Raw genomic sequence first — 21523 nt, forward strand, 5'->3', positions numbered from 1 at the left:
CTAAAGATGCCCCAGATCCCACAGCAGCCATAGGGAAATGCTCAATAAACTAGCTCCCGTCATGGTTTGCAGGGCTTGGGCCGAAAGTCGCCCCGCCAGCCAACGCCCTAGGGCAATCCCCAACACGCTGGTCATGATCAGGGCAAAGGCCGCCCCCGTAAAGACGACCCAAGGGGCATGGGACTCCGCCGCCATTAACACAATGGCAATCTGGGTTTTATCGGCAAACTCTGCCAAGAAGATCGTGACAAAGGCCGCCAGAAATTCTTTCCAGGGGCCGGAATTGGCAGGCGATGAGTCCTTAGCCATGGGCTATCTCTCTACCGGAGTAACGGCCGTATTCTTGAGAACAACTGGGCCTTGAAAACGATTTGGGGTTAGGATTCGTTGGATTCTTCGCTGTTTGCTGCATCACCAGCTTTATTTTCGTTCGTCCGGTTGTCATTATGGCTGAACCGCCGACCAAACCGCCCAGAGGAACGCTTCCGAAATTTACGGGCGTAGGCTTGATTACGAAGTGCTTTTTCTTTCTTGGGATTGCGGCGTTTTGCCATGCTTACCTCGGATTGTTGGATTGCCGCTCATAAAAAGAGCAAATTTCCATTATATAGCAGCCCATGGGCCCAAAAAACTGTTTTTTCAGAACTTTAGATAAAACTAGGGCAAGGTGAGTTCTTAATCCTGGGCTTGTTTTGGATCACAGAGGTCTTCTAGCTCGGCATTGACTGTGGGCACTCCGTCAATATCTAAGGGGGATTCATCCCCAGCAACCTCACAGAGGCTTTTTTCAAGGGGGAGGTTACCTTCTTCTTCACCCTGAAGGATCGTGGCGATATTACCTGGAAAAGAGAACTCTAGGGAAGGGATAGCACTATCCGCTGGGAATGGAGGGGGGGCAGATGGCTCTAATACAGTGGTACTGATCACTGTTGTACTGGGTTGAACAGGGCGACTCACCCGATAGAGAAAACCACTGCCACTGAAGCGCGGATTGGTTGGATAGGGGGACTCAAACTGAGCCGATCCTTCTAACCCGCCCAGTTGATCCAAGTTGGGATCGGTGGAATAGACGAGCCAGCGACCATTGGGTGCTTGAATTGCCAAACTTCCGGCATTGTTTGTGAAATTATTGGCAGCAGCTAGGACAACGGCATCTCCCCCCGCCTGCGATCGCACCGGCTGATTCAGGACAATATTGCCATTGAGGGTTTGCAGAAAGACCGATCCACCACTACTAATCCCGGTCGGGTTCACCGTATCAACCGTGAGTGTGCCATTATTGACCAGACTTAAACTGCCCGTGGTTTCGGCGGCGACGCGATTGATTTGATTATTGGGATTCATGAGGCTGACATTCCCATTCACCGTCAAGGCTAATCCACCCGTTTGAATGGGTGCCGTTTGGTTGAGATTCCCGCCCGTGGTCAGGTTCAGAATATTGCCATTGGTATTTACCCCCGCCAAGGTCAGGTCATTGACATCGCGGTAAGTAATAGAGTTCGTGGTATTTGCCGTCAGGGTATTAACATTATTGTTGGCATTTGTCAGAATCACGGGGCCTGAACCATTCAGTTGTAGGGCATTAGCAGTAATAGGGGCAGATTGGGTGACGGGGCCGCCGCTATTAAAGCCCAAGGTATTATTGCCAACACTGACCGGGCCAGTAACCTGAATTCCTTGGCTACCAGCACCACCACTTTGAAATGTCACGTTATTCGTGAAGGTGTATCCTTGGGCTGTAACCAGGCCCGTACCATTGCTACGGCCAAAGTTAATCTGACTAAATTGATTGAAGGCAGGATCATTGAGGAGGTGATCCAGGATAGGGGTCGATAGCTGTAAAGTTCCGGGGGCCCCATCACCAATCCCCATAGTTGCACTGGGGGTAAGGGGTTGAAGCGTTAGGGTACCGCGTCCCAGTACTTGGACAAATTCTAAATCCATACGGTCTGCGGCTAGAGTAATATTAGCGGTGCTGTTGATATTGCCGAGAAAACTATCGATGCAGCCACAGGGATTAATAATTCCAATGGCTCCATTGCCACCAATGCCTTCTAGGACAAGACTGCCAGACACATTATTGGCGATCGTTGGCATGGCAGGATCCGACTCGCCTAACAAGATGCCATAGTTATCCGTGCCTCCACTACCCCCTTGGCCCCGAATAAAGATGTTACCTGTTTCAGTCATAATGCTGGCGATAGGAGCGATGACAACTCCCGGATTATCGTCACCGTTATTGCCCCCTTGACCTTGAATAGAAATATTGCCACTGATAGTCTCAATTATCGCAAACGGTGAGAGCACAACTCCACCATTAAAGTCATCGTTATCCCCTGCTTGGCCCTGGAGAGTGACATTGCCAGTGGTGGTCTCAATTACTGTAGAAGGCGTTAGCAAAATTCCGTCATTGAATGTACCGTCATTCCCTCCTTGACCTTGGATAAAGACGTTGCCGCTCCCCGTCTCAAAAAATGCACCGTCTAGGTACACCCCCGCAGCATCATCAACCCCATCCTGTCCCTGTCCACGCATGGAGATATTGCCGCCATTGGTTTCAATCCAAGCTCCGGCATAAATACCCGCTCCAAGGGTACCATTGGTTCCCATCGCTGGGATATTAAGTGGATCCAATCCACCCCCCATGATCACATTCCCGCCATTGGTGAAAATATTGGTGCAGCAGAGGTAAATGCCACCACCATTTCTATTGCGATCTGAATTCAGGACGACATTGAGGGGGCCATCTAAACTTTCGATATCAATGGGATCAATAAAAATATTACCTTCAGCTTGCAGGATTAAGTTAGAGGTTCCTGGCCCAGTTTTAATAATGTCTTCAATAACAAAAACATCACCTTCCCCAAGGGCTGTGAGAGTAACATTGCCCGTAAATTCCAAGCCAACAGTACCATTGACTGTACCAACCTCAAGCTCTCCGGCATTAGTAAACTGAATATCCCCCGTTGTATTCGCTGCCAGGGTCATAATGCTATTGGTGGAGCTATTTAGGGTAAAAGAGCCGCCTCCTAATAATTCCAAGCCTACTGCTTGTAAAGTACTACTCCCATCTTGAGTCACATTGCCATTAGCATTCAAAGTAATATTGCCTGTTGCTGTGACAATGCTAGAGTTTGTTAAAGAGATGTTGCGATCGGCATTGAAGGTAATATCGCGCAAACCACCGGCAACCCCCGTCACGCTATTGAGGCGAGTATCTTGACCCGCATCAAAGAGAATATTTCCTGTCCCTGAGGCCACCCCTGAGACGGAATTCAATTCAATATCACGGCCCGCATTAAAGGTAATATCACCAGAGACTGAGGCGACTCCCGCCACCGAGTTAATTTGAATGTCGCGATCGGCGTTGTAGGTAATATCCCCTAAGACTGAAACCACCCCGGAGCCAAGACTCATAGTAATGTCGCGATCGGCATTAAGAGTTAGGCTATTGCCAGATAACCAAGACACTAGAGCAAGATTTTCAAAGGTAATATCCCCATTTCCCCCCATTCCAGTAGTTTCAATAATCAATGAACCCGTATTTTGCAGGAAAAAATTAATATCCGCTGCACCTAGGGTGTTGGCATTCGTGGGACTAGCACCAATGGGAGTAACATTCCCGCCCTGAATCGTAATGTCATTGGGATCAAATAAGAGGGTTCCCGCCTGCCCAAGGGGAGCCGCCAGATCAATCCGATTCGACCACCCCGGCCCAATACTCAGAGTCTCCCGCCCAGAAATTTCGGCAAAGCCGCCATCGCCTCCTAGTTCACCACCCCGCGCCGATAAAGAACCATTAAATGTGGTGCTATTGTCTGCCCAGGTAATAATCGTGCCGCCATTGCCTTGGGTCACTGCATTCGCACTCAAGACACTGTTATTGTCGACAAAGGTATTTTGGGCATTGAAACTAGAATCTAAACGCCCCGTGCCTGCCCGTCCCCCTAGATAATCGCCGCCGCCTAGAATCGTGCCACCCCCCAATTGTCCATCGGCCCGCAGGTTGGCATTGATCACAGCCACGTTTTGACCAAGGACATTAATCTGTCCACCAATCCCCGTCGGATTTGATACATCCACCGTGCCACTCACCACCGCAGTGGGGGTATCCATGGGGAGATTAACCTTATTGGGGTCATGAACCAAGCTAAACGAGCCATCGTCATGATGCACCACACTATTCACCCGTGGACGATCTTCTCCCCCCGTGATCAGTCGGGGCAGATCCACCGCTTCAATCACCCCATCTTCAGGAATCCGATCCGCTGGAATCTCTAAGCTGAGGATCATTCCTTCCTGGGAAATCCGTACCATTCCCGTTTCTGGAACCGCCTGAATCGTAATCCGTCCCCCTGGTGCCGATAGGGTTCCGGTATTAAACACCTGATGCCCCATCAACGTTAAATTCTGCCCTGGGCCAACGGCTAAATTTCCCTCATTAATAATAATTCCCGTGCTTAAAAACTCAAATCCAGTGGGGTTGCCAACTAAATTGGTGTAATCATTCATGGCATTGAGATCAAAGATGCCGCCATCAAAGTGTACCCGTGAAGCAGTAGAGGCATGGAAGGCTGCGGGCACGTTTAATTGGGCATTGGGGCCAAAGACAATTCCAGCAGGATTGAGTAAATAGAGGTTGCTATTTCCCCCCATGACTTGAATAAGTCCATTGATATAGCTAACATCGCCACCATTCACGCCAGCGAGAATATTGCGAACGCCGGGATTGGATAAAAAATTGGCAATCTGTCCATCATTGAGACCAAACTGCTTAAACAAATGAAAAAGGTTCTGACCATCCTGGGAGAATGCACCGCCACCAATATCAAACTGCTGACCATTCACCGTCACAGTGGTACCTGTACCATTAACCGCTGGGGTAATTTGGGCAGTAGTGGGGCGAGGAATAAATACGCTTAAAACAGCAAAAAAGGCGAACCAAGAGCGGGCAACCTTAAACATGGCAGTGATTCTCAATCCAGATATCTCATTGTAATACCAGTTGTAATATCAGGGAATAATAGATATCTTATTGCCACAACGTTGTAATAACTTTGTCATAGCATTGTCATAACTGTATTGTTATAACTGGTTTCAACCTAAACCGCAAGTTGTCACATTTCTTTTGCCATCCCATTCATAAAGAGAGTTAAACGAATCCTTTTTAATACGCTTGCGGGAGCAAATAACGACCAACACCTTCTGATTTCCGACACATCAAGGGAACCTCAATTAACCGGTTTCTCCAAAGCCTGCCTCAATCGATCAAAATCAAGTCTGATCTCGACAAAAGCCCCTAAAAAGCATCTAAGCAAACCTCTAGTGAAAAGTTCTTAGAGGGCAGCGATTTTTCGGCATATTTTGTAAGTTCAACAACAGTGGCCTGTCTTCGAGTAGCCGTATTCAATGAATTTGGTTTCGATACAAAAATGATTATTTAATGATTCGTAATATATCTCGCCGCAATATATACAAAAAACAAGAAGCATTAACTATTGTTGCAAAGTCTTTCATTTCTTCGACATTTAAGGCTACATTGCAAGTAACCTTGGGCCTAAATATCTTAGGTTTCAAGGAAATGTCATTTATCTTGAACTCATTTAAATTATGACTACAACTCTCCAACGCCGCGAAGGTGCGAACGTATGGGAGCGTTTCTGTAACTGGGTCACCAGCACCGATAACCGCCTTTATATTGGCTGGTTTGGTGTTATCATGATCCCAACGCTCCTAGCTGCAACCGCCTGTTTCGTTATTGCCTTTATCGCCGCTCCGCCAGTGGATATTGATGGCATCCGTGAGCCTGTGTCTGGCTCCTTGATTTATGGGAATAATATCATCACTGGCGCAGTCGTACCCTCTAGTAATGCGATCGGTCTGCACTTTTACCCCATTTGGGAAGCTGCTTCCTTAGATGAGTGGCTGTACAATGGCGGCCCCTACCAGTTGATCATTTTCCACTTCCTCCTTGGTGCTTCCTGCTACATGGGTCGGCAATGGGAACTGAGCTATCGCTTAGGGATGCGTCCTTGGATTTGTGTGGCTTACTCGGCTCCTTTGGCTTCTGCCATGGCCGTGTTCCTCATCTATCCTCTGGGTCAAGGTTCCTTCTCCGATGGAATGCCCTTGGGAATTAGCGGTACCTTCAACTTCATGATTGTGTTCCAAGCTGAGCACAACATTCTCATGCACCCCTTCCATCAATTGGGTGTGGCCGGAGTCTTCGGTGGTGCCTTGTTCTCGGCAATGCACGGTTCCTTAGTGACCTCTTCCCTCATTCGGGAAACCACTGAAACCGAATCCCAGAACTATGGTTACAAGTTTGGTCAGGAAGAAGAAACCTACAATATTGTGGCTGCCCACGGTTACTTTGGTCGGTTAATCTTCCAATATGCCAGCTTCAACAACAGTCGCGCTCTACACTTCTTCTTAGCTGCTTGGCCCGTTGTCGGCATCTGGTTTACGGCTCTGGGCATTAGCACCATGGCCTTCAACTTGAATGGCTTTAACTTTAACCACAGTGTGATTGATTCCAAGGGAAATGTGATCAACACTTGGGCTGACATCATCAACCGTGCCAACCTGGGTATGGAAGTGATGCACGAGCGCAATGCCCACAACTTCCCCCTCGATTTAGCTTCGGCTGAATCCCATTCTGTGGCTCTGGTTGCTCCTAGCATCAACGGCTAGACCTCCAGCAGGAATTTAACAATGTATTGACCGCCTTCCTTTTGAGGGCGGTTTTTTGCTTTTATCTATTTGCTTGTTTACTGGGTGTCTCTAGGACTGTTTGACCTGTGACTTGGATACTATTGCTTGGCGGCTTGATCGCAGGACTACTCTCAGGGCTTTTGGGTATTGGCGGCGGCTCGATTATGGTGCCCCTCTTGGTGAGTCAAGGGTTTGCGCCCGTAGCAGCGGTGGGAACAAGTACGCTAACCATTGCCTTGATTGCCATTTCCGGCACGGTTCAAAATGCCCGTATGGGTTACTTTGATTGGAGAAAAGTTCTTGGCTTAGGGGTTCCCTCTATCTTCACAGCCCAATTGGGAGCTTACCTTGCCAATCGCTTGCCAGCGGCGAATTTGCTTTTTGCCTTTGGCGTGATGTTGTTGGTCAATATATATCTAATGTATCTCCGCCGCCAATTAATCACTCAGATTGGAGTCGCCGGCCCTCAAGACGCCATAGAATCCCAACAGCAGCAGGGAATAGGAAAGATGAGCATTCGTTTGTTGACGGGGGGAGCGGCGGGGTTATTAGCTGGCTTGTTTGGAGTCGGCGGTGGCATTATTATGGTTCCATTGCAGGTATTGTTTTTGGCGGAACCGATTAAAACTGCGATTCAAACCAGTTTAGGGGTGATTATTATGACGGCGATCGCCGCGAGTCTGGGGCATTTTTGGGCCGGAAGTGTGGTGGTGTCGGCAGGTTTGCTCTTGGCAGTGGGTGGAATTATCGCAGCTCAGGCTAGTGCCCGCTTATTACCGCGCTTGGGCGATCGCGCTGTTATGGTTTTGTTCAACGGCTTGATCCTGATTTTGGCAGGCTACACGTTTTACCAAGCTGGGCAAATGTCCTAATCCACCTCATCTAGCGGAAACATTGTGGCCAGAATAACGTCAAAACAAATGTCAAGAGATTATAAATTGATACATCGTTCTAATTGTTAAGGCACTATGCAATCTCCAATCAACCACCTCATTTCCCTTTCTCTTTTGAGTACCGCTATTTTTGGATTTAACTCAATGGCTGTGGCCCAAGTCACTCCCCCTGGACAATTTGGTGTGGATAATCCGGTATTGCAACGGGCCCGGAATTTAGCCCGCCAAGCAGGGGAACGGGTGAATGGAGGGTTAACCCGTTATCGGGCAGAAGCTTCTATGCATGGCCCCGCCAGTCAATCACCCTTCGTGGATAATGGCGATAGCACATTTACGTTTACCTTTTTAGGGGGAGCGCCGGCCCAGCCTCCGACCATTGAAACCGTTGTCACAGTTGCCTATGATGCCTCCACCATTACGGTGAACTACAATGGCCCGATCCGTAGTGGTGAGGCAACCCTGACCCCAGTTGAGTTCACAGAAACAGAAGCACCTACCCCAGATACGCCGGAAATCCAGCGGGGCATGAACTTGGCTCGTCAAGCTGCGGAAAAGGCCAATGGAGGGCTAGGGGCTTACCGTGCTGAAATGGCCATGTATGATGCAAACCTTGCCCCATGGCGGGTGAATTCAGACGGTAGCTTAACCTTTGATTTTTATGGTGCCCCCCCGAATGGCACAGTGGCAACCGTTCAAAGTATTGTCACGGTTTCCGAAAATGGCTCAGTGGTGACAATTAACTATAACGGCCCGGTTCAATCTCCCATGCCGGGCGATCGGGCATTAAACTAAGAATAAGACGTTCTCATTGTTCACTAGTTGTTCAAGTGTGCTCCATAAAATCCTTGTTATCGTTTTATTACCATGGCTAGGGTAGATCATCCCGGTTGCTCCCGTTGCCAAGAACTACCCGAAGTACCCACTGCGGGAGGGGTGCTGTACCTTTGGTTTCCCATTGCCCATATTTTGACGAAGATGGAGCAAATTTGGAAACGACGGCAGTGGCCCCTTCAGGTTTTACCGGGGATGCAGGGGGTCTGTCTCACCTTGACCGATCAACAACGCCTTGATCAGTGCTTGGTGGAGTTACAGGGGTGTCTGACAACCAAGGAATTGGAGGATACCCAAGCTCTCCATTTACCCAATGGCGGTGAACCCCAACTGGCTGACTGTCCACGGGTGATGCCCCTATATCGATTAGTTGCCCTATCCCAAGCGAATTGGCTCCTGGATCTGCTGGCGGAGAATCGTCTTATTAGCCATTTCCAGCCCATTGTTAACGCGGCCCAACCCAACCAAATTTTTGCCCAGGAAGCCCTTTGTCGCGGGTTAGATACAGATGATTCCTTGATTTCGCCGCGCCGACTCCTGCAAACAGCCCGGGCCGTAGATCTGTTATTTCGAGTTGATTTAGAAGCTCGCAAAGCGGCCATTCAAGCTGCGGCTCACTATCGCTTAACCACACCGATTTTTATTAACTTTACACCGACAGCAATCTACGATCCAGAATTCTGCTTGCAATCTACGGTAAAACTGATTGATCAAGCGGAAATTCCCCACCATAATATTGTTTTTGAAGTCACAGAGTCCGAGGAAACAGAGGATGTTAAGCATCTGCAAAATATTCTTTGCTTTTATCGAGAGGCCGGATTCCGCGTTGCCTTAGATGACCTTGGTTCCGGCTATTCGGGCTTGAATTTACTGCATCAGTTACGTCCTGATTTTGTCAAGTTAGATATGGAATTGATCCGAGACGTGGATCGCGATGAATATAAGGCGATGGTGACGGCGAAACTTTTAGAAGTGGCCCAAGCCTTAGAGATTAAAACGATCGCCGAAGGAATTGAAACCGCAGCAGAATTAGCCTGGGTTCAGGATCATGGAGCCGACTATGTACAGGGTTATTTTTTAGCTCGACCCTGCGCTCCACCTCGGATTAACTTAGATATAGATTCAAGCGTCAGTGACTGAATAATAATCATCAAAAATTTTGGATATAAAACCTTGTATTTGAGGGCAGCTTTTTTTAGAGGGTTTCAAGTAATGTTCGATTGTCCAATCTATGAGCGGAATTAACCGAAGTATTACCCCTGATTCTCGACTGAGCCTAATTGATCGCCATTTGCCAAATACCCCTCAAGTCCAACGGCTGCTCAAAAGAGAAGGCAGAGCACACGTATTCAATGATCTTGAAACCCTACGACGAGTTACAGAGGCGATCATTTCAGGGGGAAAGCGAACTGGAATAGATGATGAAGACGATGATTATGAACGGTATGGACTCTACTTTTCCGAGCCAATCGGCTACATAATAAGAGCAGACGGAAGCCAAATTCCTCTTTACTATGGTGAGATCAAAATTGTGAAGACAACAGGTGAGTATCATGCAATTCCACGCACCAGTCCTCGAAGAACAAGCTAAGCTCTGGAAGTATCTGGAACTTTGGGTTGATCCAGTCCTTTTTCCCCCTAAGATTCTCATGCTAGTAGGGGATCAAGATGGCACTTGCCGTATCTTTAATCCTGCCTCTGATTATAAACTCGTAGTCACTCACCCTAGTTATGAAAATGCCCAAGCATGGCTTCTCGAAGATGAATATGAACGGGTGAAGGGGCCACTTCTAGCTGAAGAAGTTTTTTAGCCTTCAGTCATTAGAGTAAACAAATGGGTCACTTTATCCTCAGAACTGGGGGGCAGTCCGGCGTGGATCGGGCAGTCTTAGATTTTGCTATTCATTATGGGTTGCCCTATGAGGGATGGTGTCCCTGGGGTGGTTGGGCCGAAGATTACCCGCAGCCGCCGGGCCTGTTAGCGGACTATCCCCATTTGCAGGAAACTGCTTCCCCTGAACCAGAGCAGCGTACCCACTGGAATATACGGGATAGTGATGCCACATTAATTTTAGTTTATGGCAGTATATTTAACCAGAGATCGCCAGGAACTCAGTTAACCCAAGCGATCGCTCAGGATATGAACCGGCCCTGTCTAATCCTGGATATTGGCCAGCGAGAAGCCTATCTAAAGCTACAGCAATGGTGTAGTGAACTGGTTCAACGTTTCCAGGAGCAGAATTTTTGCTTAAATATTGCCGGGCCCAGAGAATCAGAAGTGTCAGGAATTTATCAGCGATCCTATGAATTTTTGGAGGTTTTGGAAAATATGGGTCAGCGTTGAGCTATGCCGTCCAATGATTGCCAACTTAGGTGCATTCTCAGGGGTAGGATAATCAAGGGTTATGAAGACTCTCATTGATATTTTTGTAAATATCCTGGGGCTGCTCGGTTCCATCTTTGGTTTACTGATCATTGCCTTTGCTTTAGGGGATGCCTGGCGGCGCATTGCTCTGTGGCGGAGCTATCGCTCCATTTCTGTGTCCCAGGCCCTCTGGGATGCACCCTTAGATCAAAAACTTAAAATTAATGGTCGGATCGATCAAACAAATCCGTCTATACGCAGTCCCATCAGCCAGGACACCTGCGTATTTTGGCAAGTTGCCCTTTCAACCGCACTGCCCTCAAAATCTCAAGGATTTCCCCCCACCTATATTTCCTCCATGGAATATCCCAAAGAACTTGTGATGACCGATGACAATGGCGGGCAACTGACCCTAAACCTCAGGAATGCAGATGTTGAATTTTCCACGCCCCCCCATTTTATGGACTATCAAACCCAAGCCAAGGTTTTTTCCTTCAAGAATCCCCGCACGTTAGCCTATCTCAATGACATTTCTAGTCATGGGCCTCAGGGAAAAAATATCACTGTGAGGGAGTATATTGTCCAGCCCAATCAATCCCTCGTGGTCTGGGGAAAACTAACGGATGTTGATCGTCAGCGTATATTGATTGTTGAAAAAATGATGGATTCACAGCGATCGCTCGTGCCACGAATGATCATAACGCTGCTTCTATCATGGTTCATGGCTTCTATTTTGGTGGAGGTGTTTCTCTATTCCCTAAGAAAACTATTCGGTGGTTAGGGATATTAATCGAAATTGCCTTGCCGTTAGACTAGGGAGGGATGGGCATTGTGGAATGATGGCTCAGGCGGGATTTGAACCTGCGACCTTGGGCTTATGAGTCCCCTGCTCTAACCACTGAGCTACTGAGCCAAAAACTTGTGCGTCTTTTATAGTAACTCAATTTTGAGCGATCGTCAGATGAAATCAAATCAACGGTGTAAACAAACCGTCCTGATTACAATGGTTGGATGCCTTTTGGCGATCGCTGCAGGTGGGGTCTATTACGTTCAACGCACCCTCACCTTTCCGCCTCTGCCCACCTACCAAACCAGAATTTTGTCCGGTAAACCGGAAGGAGCTAGTTGTCTTAATAAACAGCGATCGGCAAGCCTTGCCATTGAACTCATTGATTTAGCCGCGGATAAGGTCTACTTGGCAGGGGGAGATAACCCCATTTCCGAATTTGAACCTGAAGGTTGAGACCAGGTATGGCCATAAAAGGGACGAACCGCTGACCAATGGTAGGTCTGGGAATGGGGTTCCCCTAGGAGCGATCGCCATTGGGCCTGGGCCGAGGCTAAAAGACCTTGACATAGTTGATCTGTGCCCGGAAACTCCAGCAATTGGTAGGGATGGGGCCACGTCTCTAAGACCTGTTGCCATTGCTCCCAGGTCATCAGGGCATCGCCATAGACAGGGGTGAGTTCGCTTGGGGGGCCAGGGGTTCGATAAATACCGCCATAGCAATGTCCTTTTTGGGCGGGGATGGCGATCGCCCGATCCAGGGTAGGATTCTCCCCGGAGTTTAACCACAGGGATGCGGCCAAAGCAGAAACAGGAATCAGGGGCAGATCTAATTGCTGGGCTAATATTCGGGCGGTAACGACCCCTAGGCGCGTGCCAGTAAAGCTACCCGGCCCCACACACACGGCGATCGCCCCGACATCACGCCAGGTTTGGGGGGGCAAAAATGCCTGCAAACAGACATGGAGTTGAGCCGCCAAATCCCGACCTAGGGGCCACAGTTGAATCCGTTGTTGACCTGACGGGTAAGCCACCAAACCAAGACCTAATTCGGGCCCGGCGGTGTACAAACCTAGGCAATAGTGAGATTCACTCAATGGGGTCAAAATAGGCTAGGACACCACAAAGGCGATCGTAATCAAGCCCAATACCAAAAGTAGTCCCACAGAGCCGAGAATGAGGAAGCGTTTTTTCTCCTGTTGACTGGGGGGTTTTGCTTCATACACTTGGGGTTCTACGGCAAAGTTATTGAGACGACCATCGTCATCCACGGTATAGGGCATAATCAGCAGTCCTGAATATCGGTGTAACAGTCCCGTTATTTTAGCAAGAAAACTTTATTAACTATGGGGTTTCTTTACGATTTCCTGTAATTTACCAGCCCTATGGACACGCAACCATCGACCCCGCCAATAGACCTGTTGACCAAAACAACCCAGGAGCCAGATTAGAAAATTTAAGCCATCCCGCAGGGGCAGTAGCCATACCCAGGCCAATAAACCAGGGGCCTTCATCCACACCATGGAGATGATTGCCTGACCCCAGCGCAACCCATGGATGGCCAAACAAAACCAAAGGGCGGCCGGTTCGCCCGAGACAAGAACTAGAAAGATGCTATAGACGGTTCCATAGGTCAATCCCATGCCGTAATACTGATTGCCTCGATTTGAGCGGATTGTGCGGGCCCAGCGTAGTTCCCGTTGCCACACCTGTTGCAGGGGTTCTTGGCCGCAGTCATTTTGGAGGACATAGGTAGACAGTTCAACCTTGAACCCAGCCGCCCAGGCCTCGTACCCCACCCGATAGTCATCCCCAATTCGGTTTAGGGCAATATCCAGACCGCCGATCGCCGCCAGCACTTGTCGCCGGATCACGACCGTTGGTCCAATGGCAAAGCGCAGCCCCCGATCCAAGGATCGCGCGATTAACACACTGGGAATAAAGTCGATGCAACGCCCTAGGGCAGAAATGGCGGCCCCTATGCCTTGAGGATGATGATCAAAATAGCCACAGGTGACAACCCCCAGTTCCGGATTTTCCAGGAGTGCGGTGACGGTGGTGAGGTAATCCGGGGTGACACGAATATCACTATCGGCAAAGACAATAATATCGTGGTGGGCATTTTTTAGGAGTTGGCGCAGATTACTGATTTTGCGATTGATGCCCTCAATATCGGCACAGAGATACCAGCGACAGCGATCGGGATAGGTGGCCGCTAGTTTTTCTAAGACTGGAATGGCCGGGTCTTGATCATTTTGGACACCAAACAAAACTTCGTAGCTGGGGTGGGTTTGTTCACACAGCGAACTCCAATTTTCCCAGGCTCCCGCGTCCACACCGCATACCGGCACCAATAGGGAAACGCCCCCAGGTTCATCCACGGGGGTGGGTTTGGGTTGACTAAAAAACGAGAGTACTCCTAGGGCAGACCAAAGGTAAAAGGCTGCCCCCGTCAGACTCAGGAGAAGCAGGAGAACTTCCAACGTCGCAAGGGCTAGACTCATTGATTTGGGGCGATCGTGCCGATGGTAGGGGAACTGGCACTGGCATAGGCTTTGACGGGAATACGTCCAGCTAGGTAGGCGAGGCGACCCGCTTCTGTGGCCAAGGCCATTGCTCGGGCCATGGCGGCAGAATTTCCCGCTTGGGCGATCGCCGTGTTGATGAGTAGGGCATCGGCTCCCAGTTCCATTCCTTGGGCCGCTTCACTGGGACTGCCAATTCCGGCATCAATGACCACAGGTACCGTTGCGCTTTCAATAATGATTTGAATATTCGCTGCATTCCGCAAGCCTTGACCGGAACCAATGGGGGAGCCTAGGGGCATGACCGTGGCACAACCCACCTCCTCTAAACGCTTAGCCAGGAGGGGATCCGCATTAATGTAGGGCAAAACTGCAAATCCTTCTTTCACCAGTTGCTCCGCTGCCGCCAGTGTGCCGATGGGATCTGGCAGTAGATATTTACTGTCGGGAATGACTTCCAGTTTGACGAAATTATTCTCTTCTTGACCCAGCAGTTTAGCCATTTCTCGTCCTAGGCGGGCAACCCGAATCGCCTCTTCAGCGGTGGCACAACCGGCGGTGTTGGGGAGCATCCAGATTTTTTGCCAATCCAGGGCTTGGGTTAATCCCTCATGTCCCGGGGCATTGGCCTGAACTCGGCGTACTGCCACCGTAACAATGTCACAACCACTGGCGGCCACACTAGCCTGCATATCTGCAATGGAGCGATATTTGCCAGTGCCCGTCATCAGGCGAGATTGAAACGATCGCCCCGCAATGACGAGGGGCTGATCCCTGAGGCTAGACGGGGGAGAATTCAAAGTTTGCATAGGGATGTAGTGTAAGCCGTTCTCCATTCAACCATATCAGGTGGCCCCCATTGGCCGCTGTTCCCCAGAATGATCACGCATCACTGCGTATTAGTATCATTCGTATCTTGGGAGGATTGCCGAGACCGGTGCCAAATCCAGGCCCCTGCCCCACAGAGGGTACAGTTTCCCCCGAAGGTCAGGGCCGCCTGGACGGTGACTAGCCAGGCCAAGGACTCGCTATTGTCAAAATAATGCCAGGTGAGGGCGCACATGGCACTCATGAGGGCCGGCAGCATGGCCCAACTCAACCAATGCCATCCCCGATCTGGATATAAACGGCCAAAGGCCTGAATAAAGGCGATCGCCGCAATCCACTCCAGAACACTGGAAATATGAATCACCCAGGTGGGAATTGACAGTTGGTGCATAGGGCTAGATTCAGTTAAATTTAGGCGCGGGTTAACTGCCCTGGATAGATCAAAATTTTATAGGTTTCTGGGGTGGGGGCAACGGCCTGCTCGACGGCGGTGGCCAGATCCGCTAGACCGTAGCGATCGCTAATCAGGGCATTGACATCAATCCGCTGATTAAAGACTAAATCACAGGAAAGGGCCTGGAGTCGATAGGACGAACTATAGCTGCCCAATAGATCAATCTCCCGCCGATAGAGGACATTGGGATTCAGGGGAATTTCAACTTCATCGGGAAACTCCGCAAAAAAGAGAATCTTTCCTCCCTTGCGGGTGCAGTCCAATGCCTGGAAAAAGGCCTTATCACTGGGCACCGCCAGCAAACTCACATCCACCCCTAACCCACCGGTTAAGCCATGGATTTTGCCCACCAGGTCAGGATCTCGAGCATCAAAGGCCGCTTCCGCACCGACATCCATTGCCTTGGCAATACGCGAGGGGAGTAAATCCGTGGCGATCGCCCGCGCTCCAAAATGATTCACGAGCATAATAAACATCAGGCCAATAGGCCCAGCCCCGGTAATCAAAACCGTTTGCCCAGGGGCGATCGCTGCCTTCTTGACTGCCTTCAAGCAACAATTGGTGGGTTCTACAAAACTAGCCTGCTCAAAACTCACGCCCTCAGGAATTGGAATCAGACCGCCATGGCGAACAATGTGGCCCGGTACCTTCACGTAGTCGGCAAAGCCACCCCCACTGGGTAAAAAGCCCGCCGTGGTTGTTACGGTTTTATAGACATGGCACATGGAATAATTTTCATTCAGGCAATAGGCACAGTGCATACAGGGAATGTGATGCATCACCACAACCCGTTGTCCCACGGCCCAATCCGTTACCTCGTTACCCACCGCCGCAATCACACCCGCCGTCTCATGGCCAAAAATCCGGGGTGGATCGTAGAGGGGATAGCGAATTTTCTTAATATCGGACTGGCAAAGCCCCACAACTTTGACTTGGACTAAGACCTCATCGGCGGCTAATTCCGGGATAGGTAGATCCTCGTAGCTCAGTTGATTGACCCCTCGAAAAACCTGTGCTTTCATGGTATTTTGGCGATCGCCTGACATCCCTACGAGACTACCATGTTTAAGTCGTGTTCAAGGGACTCGCCGCACACATTGGGAGGGATGCTCTAAAGGCCCTTACCAAGTCAGTCTCCATCAGGGTTTGGGGATTTGTTATATTAGGGATTAAATTAACGGAATGGTTCTATGCCCCCTGCAACCTTGTTGCGCTCCCAGGATTTACCCCAACTGACCTACCATCCCAGTGGCGATCGCTTTGATGCGTCCTGGGAGTCTCCCCTCTCCACATTGTTGGGATTAGGCCGGGCCGCTGGAGCCGACTTAGTTGAATTTTTCCTAGAGCGGGTGAACTACATTAGTGCCCTAGTGGAAGATGAGCGGATGACCAGTGTTTCCCCACGATTAAGTACGGGGGCAGGAATTCGCGTCTTCAAGGGAACCGGAGACTGCTATGTGAGTACCAATGATCTGAGTTTTTCCGGCCTACGGACGGCCCTGGAAAAAGCCCTAGGGCTGATGGGATTACAGCTACCCAGTGCCAATGCCTACGTACCAGAGATCCACTTAGAGCTATTGCGGGATTACGGAGTTCGATCCGGTAAAGATGGCTGGTTAAGTGCCTGTAGCCCAATTTCCACCACGGGGGACATTCTTTTAGCCGCCAGCGATCGCCTCCATCAAAAAACAACCCACCTTCAGTCGCGGCGAGTGAGCTATTTTCGGGATTGGCAAGAAGTCCTCGTGGCCGCCAGTGATGGTACCTTTGCCCGGGATATTCGCCTCACCCAATCCGCCATTGCCATGGTTCTGTGTGCCGACGGAGATCATCGCGCATCCATCGGCGAACGCTGTGGTGTCACCAGCCAGCCTGAATTTCTAAGCCATTGGGACTACGACCATTTAGCCGACCAAGTGAGTGAAGCGGCGGGTCGAATGCTCTACGCCGACTACGTGGATTCGGGAACCTATCCCATTATCATGGCAAATCAGTTTGGTGGGGTCATCTTCCATGAAGCCTGTGGCCACCTGTTAGAAACCACGCAAATCGAGCGGAAAACAACCCCCTTTGCCGATAAAAAGGGTGAAAAAATTGCCCATGAAAATCTCACCGCTTGGGATGAAGGAATTTCCGCCACGGCCTTTGGCACCATTGATATGGATGATGAAGGAATGCCGGCCCAACGAACCCTTCTAATTGAGCAGGGCGTTCTCAAAAACTTCCTGAGCGATCGGGCTGGCTCTCTCCGCACCGGCCATCCCCGCACTGGCAGTGGTCGTCGTCAGAGTTATGCCTATGGGGCCGCCTCCCGGATGCGGAATACCTATATTGCACCCGGGCCCTACCATTTAGATGATCTGCTGGCCACGATCGAGCGCGGTATCTACTGCAAGCGCATGGGGGGCGGGAGTGTGGGAGCCACGGGCCAGTTTAACTTTGCGGTGGATGAAGCCTACCTGATTGAAAAGGGCAAAATTGGTAAACCCCTAAAAGGTGCAACCCTGATCGGCGAGGCCAAGGATATTATGAATCGTATTTCCATGTCGTCCCAGGATCTGGAGCTTGCCCCAGGATTTTGTGGGTCTGTCAGTGGCAGTATTTATGTCACCGTTGGCCAGCCCCACATCAAAGTTGATGCCATTACCGTGGGCGGACGCTAGGGGAAATTCTTCTCCCCCTCTCTCGGAACATTGATCACTGCCTATGACAGCTTTTGATGGTCATTTATGGGTCTGAAAAGGCTGTCGCAGCGGTTTAGAAATGATTTTTCTCCCACTTACTGCTTGTCGCTTACGCAAGTCATCACAAATAGCCTTCAGATCATAATTGAATGCCTTGGCGTGTTCCTCTCGATCCCTATAGATTTCCTCTAAAATCTCATCTTTCCACATTTCTAAACTCCCATTAACTCATAAGGCGTGCAGATAGTGGGCAATTCGTACCCAGCGTCAAATTTATTCTACAGCGACAGCCTCAAACTAAAGTATGATCCTAGGCATGGCACATTCCCCATCCATGAATCTAGGCGAACTAGCCCACTACCTAGGCGCAACCCTGAGTCATCCTGAGGCTGCCCAAGTGAAGGTGTCTGGTGTGGCAACCATTGAAGAAGCCACCGCCGCTCAGGTGACATTTTTATCTAATTCAAAATATATTTCCAAGCTAGAGCAATGTCAGGCCGGGGCAATCCTAGTGCCTGAAAAATTTACGACCACTGCCCCCATGCCCCTCCTCCATGTTGCCCATCCTTACCTTGCCTTTGCCAAGGCCATTGAGTTATTTCATCCAGCCCCGCCACCGAATCAGCAAATTCACCCCACGGCGGTTTTGGGAAGCGGCGTGACATTGGGGCAAGGGGTGACGATTGGTGCCTATGTGGTCATTGGCGATCGCGTCCAATTGGGCGATCGGGTGACGATTCATCCCCATTGTGTGATCTATGACGATGCGGTGGTGGGCAATGATTGTCTGCTCCATAGTCATGTAACCCTGCGGGAGCGGGTGCAACTGGGCGATCGCGTGATCCTCCAAAATGGGGTTATTTTGGGGGCCGACGGCTATGGTTTTGTGCCCATGGCCGATGGTAGCCACTATAAAATTCCCCAGGTGGGTACGGTGGTGGTGGAAGATGATGTGGAGATTCAGGCCCTGAGTACCATCGATCGGGCGACTTTGACAGAAACACGCATTGGTGCTGGCAGTAAGGTTGATAACCTAGTCATGGTTGCCCACAATTGCACCATTGGTAAAAATGCCATCCTCTGTGCCCAGGTAGGCTTGGCCGGTTCAACCCATGTGGGAAATAACGTAATTTTGGCAGGACAAGTGGGAGCCGCCGGCCATTTGACCATTGGAGATCGCAGTATTGCTTCCGCTAAAACTGGGATTAATAATTCCTTACCACCGGGCAGTCAGGTGGGAGGCTATCCCAATATGGATCAAAAACTATTTTTGCGCGTCACGGCAGCAGTCAAGCAATTACCCCAGTTACTCCGCCGTTTTCGTGCCCTAGAAACCCAAGTGGAAACGTTAAAGTCCCAACGGCCAACCCAGGATAACCATTAGACAACACCTAACGCCTCATACACCTTATATCGTGCAAAATTCAGATTTAACCACGCCTTAGGTATTGAGTCATTGAGTCATATCTATTTTTGCTAACCCAGGTATAAGCTTCCCTCAGGAGGAGTCATAGGAAACCTAAAGGGCTGAACTGAGCTTTAGGGCGAAGCTACCGGGATATACTGAGGGGTGCAACCGCATAGAGATAGGGAATTGATGGCCGGATCACTTTTGGAAACCGCTTGGTGGATACCCTGCTATGGATTGGCAGGGGCAGTTTTAACCCTTCCCTGGGCCACGGGGTTAGTGCGTCGCACGGGGCCTAGGCCGGCAGCCTACTTTAATTTATTGATGACGATCCTCGGCTTTGTCCATGGTTTGTTTCTGTTTCAACAAACCCAGCAGGGGGAAACTGCAACCATTGTTTGGAATTGGCTACAGGCCCCAGGTCTAGATATATCCTTTACCTTTAGTATTAATTCCGTCAGCATTGGGGCAATAGAACTGGTGGCGGGGCTAAGTGTCCTGGCCCAACTATTTGCCCTAGGCTACCTTGAAAAAGACTGGGGATTAGCGCGATTTTTTGCCCTGATGGGCTTTTTTGAAGCGGCCTTGAGTGGCGTTGCTATTAGTAATTCCCTGCTCCTAAGCTACGGTTTTTTGGAAATGCTTACCCTCTCAACCTATCTACTGGTGGGCTTTTGGTATGCCCAACCCTTGGTGGTGACAGCGGCGCGGGATGCCTTTCTCACAAAACGAGTGGGGGATATTGCCCTGCTGATGGGAATTGTTGCCCTAGGGTCTTTGGCCGGTAGCTTTGAATTTCCTGATTTATACCACTGGGCAGATACGGTAGACCTCCCTGATGGTCTGGGCTTTTTACTGGGAATTGCCCTCATTGCCGGCCCCACGGGGAAATGTGCCCAAGTTCCCCTGCACCTCTGGCTAGATGAAGCAATGGAGGGCCCTAGTCCTGCCTCTATTTTGAGAAATTCCATTGTTGTATCCTGTGGAGCCTACGTTTTAATTAAACTTCAGCCCGTATTAGTGGCTTGTCCGGGTTCGGATATGGCCCTGGTTCTCATTGGTGTTGCCACGGCCGTTACAGCTTCGTTGGTTTCCATTGCCCAAATTGATATTAAGCGGGCCCTGTCCCATTCCACCAGTGCTTATTTAGGCCTAGTTTTTGTAGCGGTGGGAACCCAGTGGACAGATTTTGCCTTCTATATTTTGCTCACCCACGCGATCGCCAAGTCCCTTTTATTTATGAGTGTGGGTAGCATTATTAATACCACGAGTTCCCAGGATCTCACCGAACTGGGGGGACTGGGAGGACGGATGCCCGCCACCGCTGCGGCCTTTGTTGTGGGTGGTTTAGCCCTAGTGGGGGTCATTCCTTTAGGAGGCTTTTGGGCCTTTTATCAGGGAATGTATAGCCTTTGGTTTGATCAGTCGAGTCTAGTGGCCTTGATTTTGCTGATTAATGGCCTAACGGCGGTGAGTTTAATGCGGGTATTTCGTCTTGTTTTTCTCGGAGACCCCCAACCCAAAACCCGGCGGGCCCCAGAAGTCGCCTGGCCCATGGCCGTTCCCATGGTGAGTTTAACGATCCTAACCCTGCTGATTCCCTTAATTTTGCAGCGGGTGGGGTTGATTCCTGCCTGGGATGACTTAAATCAAACGGCAGTGGCTCTACTGGTCTTTTCCGGTTGTCTTGGTTTAGGGCTAGGGGGACTGGTGAACTTAAATCGGAGTTGGACCCGGCCCATTCGCGCTCCCCTGCGCTTTTTCCAGGATTTGTTTGCCTACGACTTTTATATTGACCAACTGTATCGGGTGACGGTGGTATGGCTCGTACAGAGTCTATCCCAAATCAGTGCTTGGATCGATCGCGCCGTTGTGGATCGGCTGGTTAACGCCACCGGATTTGTCTCCTTGGTCAGTGGTGAAATGCTCAAATACAGTGCATCGGGCCAATCCCAAGCCTACCTGCTTCTGATCTTTTTTGGCGTGGCATCGATTGGTGCGTTTATTACTTGGTTGCTGTGGTAGGGGAGATCA

21 protein-coding genes and 1 tRNA gene are annotated in these 21523 nt (G+C 50.0%); 12 read left to right on the plus strand and 10 right to left on the minus strand.

The features are described from left to right. The 3 genes from L3556_RS11190 to L3556_RS11200 form a co-directional block, all read right to left on the minus strand. Positions 1 to 309 (minus strand): TMEM165/GDT1 family protein, encoded by a 309-nt coding sequence (locus L3556_RS11190; protein ID WP_277867351.1) that lies wholly within the window; start codon positions 307 to 309, stop codon positions 1 to 3. 68 nt (positions 310 to 377) lie between these two features. Then, complete coding sequence (locus L3556_RS11195) at positions 378 to 554, minus strand: hypothetical protein (RefSeq protein ID WP_277867352.1); 177 nt, start codon at positions 552 to 554, stop codon at positions 378 to 380. A gap of 121 nt (positions 555 to 675) precedes the next feature. Further along, positions 676 to 4965, minus strand: coding sequence for a two-partner secretion domain-containing protein (locus L3556_RS11200; RefSeq protein ID WP_277867353.1), 4290 nt, complete (start codon positions 4963 to 4965; stop codon positions 676 to 678). A 645-nt stretch (positions 4966 to 5610) separates the two neighbouring features. Here L3556_RS11200 and psbA point away from each other — a divergent pair. The 8 genes from psbA (at position 5611) to L3556_RS11235 (ending at position 11584) form a co-directional block, all read left to right on the plus strand. Further along, complete coding sequence (psbA, locus tag L3556_RS11205) at positions 5611 to 6693, plus strand: photosystem II q(b) protein (RefSeq protein WP_277867354.1); 1083 nt, start codon at positions 5611 to 5613, stop codon at positions 6691 to 6693. A 107-nt stretch (positions 6694 to 6800) separates the two neighbouring features. Further along, the gene (locus L3556_RS11210) at positions 6801 to 7586 is read left to right on the plus strand and encodes a sulfite exporter TauE/SafE family protein (RefSeq protein WP_277867355.1); all 786 of its coding nucleotides are present in this window, start codon (positions 6801 to 6803) and stop codon (positions 7584 to 7586) included. A gap of 96 nt (positions 7587 to 7682) precedes the next feature. After that, complete coding sequence (locus L3556_RS11215; protein ID WP_277867356.1) at positions 7683 to 8399, plus strand: purine nucleoside permease; 717 nt, start codon at positions 7683 to 7685, stop codon at positions 8397 to 8399. A 72-nt stretch (positions 8400 to 8471) separates the two neighbouring features. After that, positions 8472 to 9578, plus strand: a complete 1107-nt coding sequence (locus L3556_RS11220; protein ID WP_277867357.1) for an EAL domain-containing protein — start codon at positions 8472 to 8474, stop codon at positions 9576 to 9578. A gap of 91 nt (positions 9579 to 9669) precedes the next feature. Then, positions 9670 to 10029: a DUF6972 family protein gene (locus L3556_RS16330; protein WP_422110765.1), complete on the plus strand. Its 360-nt coding sequence runs from the start codon at positions 9670 to 9672 to the stop codon at positions 10027 to 10029. Beyond that, complete coding sequence (locus L3556_RS11225) at positions 9992 to 10249, plus strand: hypothetical protein (RefSeq protein ID WP_277867358.1); 258 nt, start codon at positions 9992 to 9994, stop codon at positions 10247 to 10249. The genes L3556_RS16330 and L3556_RS11225 overlap by 38 nt, the downstream gene beginning before the upstream one ends. Positions 10250 to 10272: 23 nt before the next feature. Further along, complete coding sequence (locus tag L3556_RS11230) at positions 10273 to 10782, plus strand: putative molybdenum carrier protein (protein WP_277867359.1); 510 nt, start codon at positions 10273 to 10275, stop codon at positions 10780 to 10782. A gap of 61 nt (positions 10783 to 10843) precedes the next feature. Beyond that, positions 10844 to 11584, plus strand: coding sequence for a hypothetical protein (locus L3556_RS11235; RefSeq protein ID WP_277867360.1), 741 nt, complete (start codon positions 10844 to 10846; stop codon positions 11582 to 11584). A gap of 59 nt (positions 11585 to 11643) precedes the next feature. On the opposite strand, the gene L3556_RS11240 is transcribed toward L3556_RS11235, so the two are convergent. Further along, positions 11644 to 11716, minus strand: a tRNA-Met gene (locus tag L3556_RS11240). A 48-nt stretch (positions 11717 to 11764) separates the two neighbouring features. Between L3556_RS11240 and L3556_RS11245 the strand changes: the two genes are divergently transcribed. Next, complete coding sequence (locus tag L3556_RS11245; protein WP_277867361.1) at positions 11765 to 12046, plus strand: hypothetical protein; 282 nt, start codon at positions 11765 to 11767, stop codon at positions 12044 to 12046. Here the strand turns inward: L3556_RS11245 and tsaB are convergent. The 6 genes from tsaB to L3556_RS11275 form a co-directional block, all read right to left on the minus strand. After that, positions 11995 to 12696: a tRNA (adenosine(37)-N6)-threonylcarbamoyltransferase complex dimerization subunit type 1 TsaB gene (tsaB, locus tag L3556_RS11250; protein ID WP_277867362.1), complete on the minus strand. Its 702-nt coding sequence runs from the start codon at positions 12694 to 12696 to the stop codon at positions 11995 to 11997. The two genes, L3556_RS11245 and tsaB, sit on opposite strands and share 52 nt — an antisense overlap. Positions 12697 to 12702: 6 nt before the next feature. Next, positions 12703 to 12873: a photosystem II assembly protein Psb34 gene (psb34, locus tag L3556_RS11255; RefSeq protein ID WP_277867363.1), complete on the minus strand. Its 171-nt coding sequence runs from the start codon at positions 12871 to 12873 to the stop codon at positions 12703 to 12705. Between the two features lie 57 nt (positions 12874 to 12930). Further along, a complete protein-coding gene (locus tag L3556_RS11260; RefSeq protein ID WP_277867364.1) occupies positions 12931 to 14094 on the minus strand; it encodes a glycosyltransferase in 1164 nt (387 codons plus the stop codon). Beyond that, on the minus strand, positions 14091 to 14924 hold the full coding sequence (locus L3556_RS11265; RefSeq protein ID WP_277867365.1) for a thiazole synthase: 834 nt from the start codon (positions 14922 to 14924) through the stop codon (positions 14091 to 14093). Before L3556_RS11265 ends, L3556_RS11260 begins: the two co-directional genes overlap by 4 nt. 80 nt (positions 14925 to 15004) lie before the next feature. Then, complete coding sequence (locus L3556_RS11270; RefSeq protein WP_277867366.1) at positions 15005 to 15334, minus strand: DUF2499 domain-containing protein; 330 nt, start codon at positions 15332 to 15334, stop codon at positions 15005 to 15007. A gap of 20 nt (positions 15335 to 15354) precedes the next feature. Continuing rightward, complete coding sequence (locus L3556_RS11275; protein ID WP_277867367.1) at positions 15355 to 16419, minus strand: zinc-dependent dehydrogenase; 1065 nt, start codon at positions 16417 to 16419, stop codon at positions 15355 to 15357. Between the two features lie 168 nt (positions 16420 to 16587). Here L3556_RS11275 and L3556_RS11280 point away from each other — a divergent pair, with 168 nt between their 5' ends. From L3556_RS11280 to L3556_RS11290, 3 genes are all read left to right on the plus strand, one after another. Further along, a complete protein-coding gene (locus L3556_RS11280; RefSeq protein ID WP_277867368.1) occupies positions 16588 to 18060 on the plus strand; it encodes a TldD/PmbA family protein in 1473 nt (490 codons plus the stop codon). Between the two features lie 337 nt (positions 18061 to 18397). Further along, positions 18398 to 19465 carry a UDP-3-O-(3-hydroxymyristoyl)glucosamine N-acyltransferase gene (gene lpxD / locus L3556_RS11285; protein ID WP_277867369.1) on the plus strand — a complete coding sequence of 356 codons (1068 nt, stop codon included), beginning with the start codon at positions 18398 to 18400 and terminating at the stop codon, positions 19463 to 19465. A gap of 213 nt (positions 19466 to 19678) precedes the next feature. Next, a complete protein-coding gene (locus L3556_RS11290) occupies positions 19679 to 21514 on the plus strand; it encodes an NAD(P)H-quinone oxidoreductase subunit F (protein ID WP_277867370.1) in 1836 nt (611 codons plus the stop codon). The last annotated feature ends 9 nt before the right edge of the window (positions 21515 to 21523 follow it).

The organism is Candidatus Synechococcus calcipolaris G9 (assembly GCF_029582805.1).
Lineage (GTDB): Bacteria > Cyanobacteriota > Cyanobacteriia > Thermosynechococcales > Thermosynechococcaceae > Synechococcus_F > Synechococcus_F calcipolaris.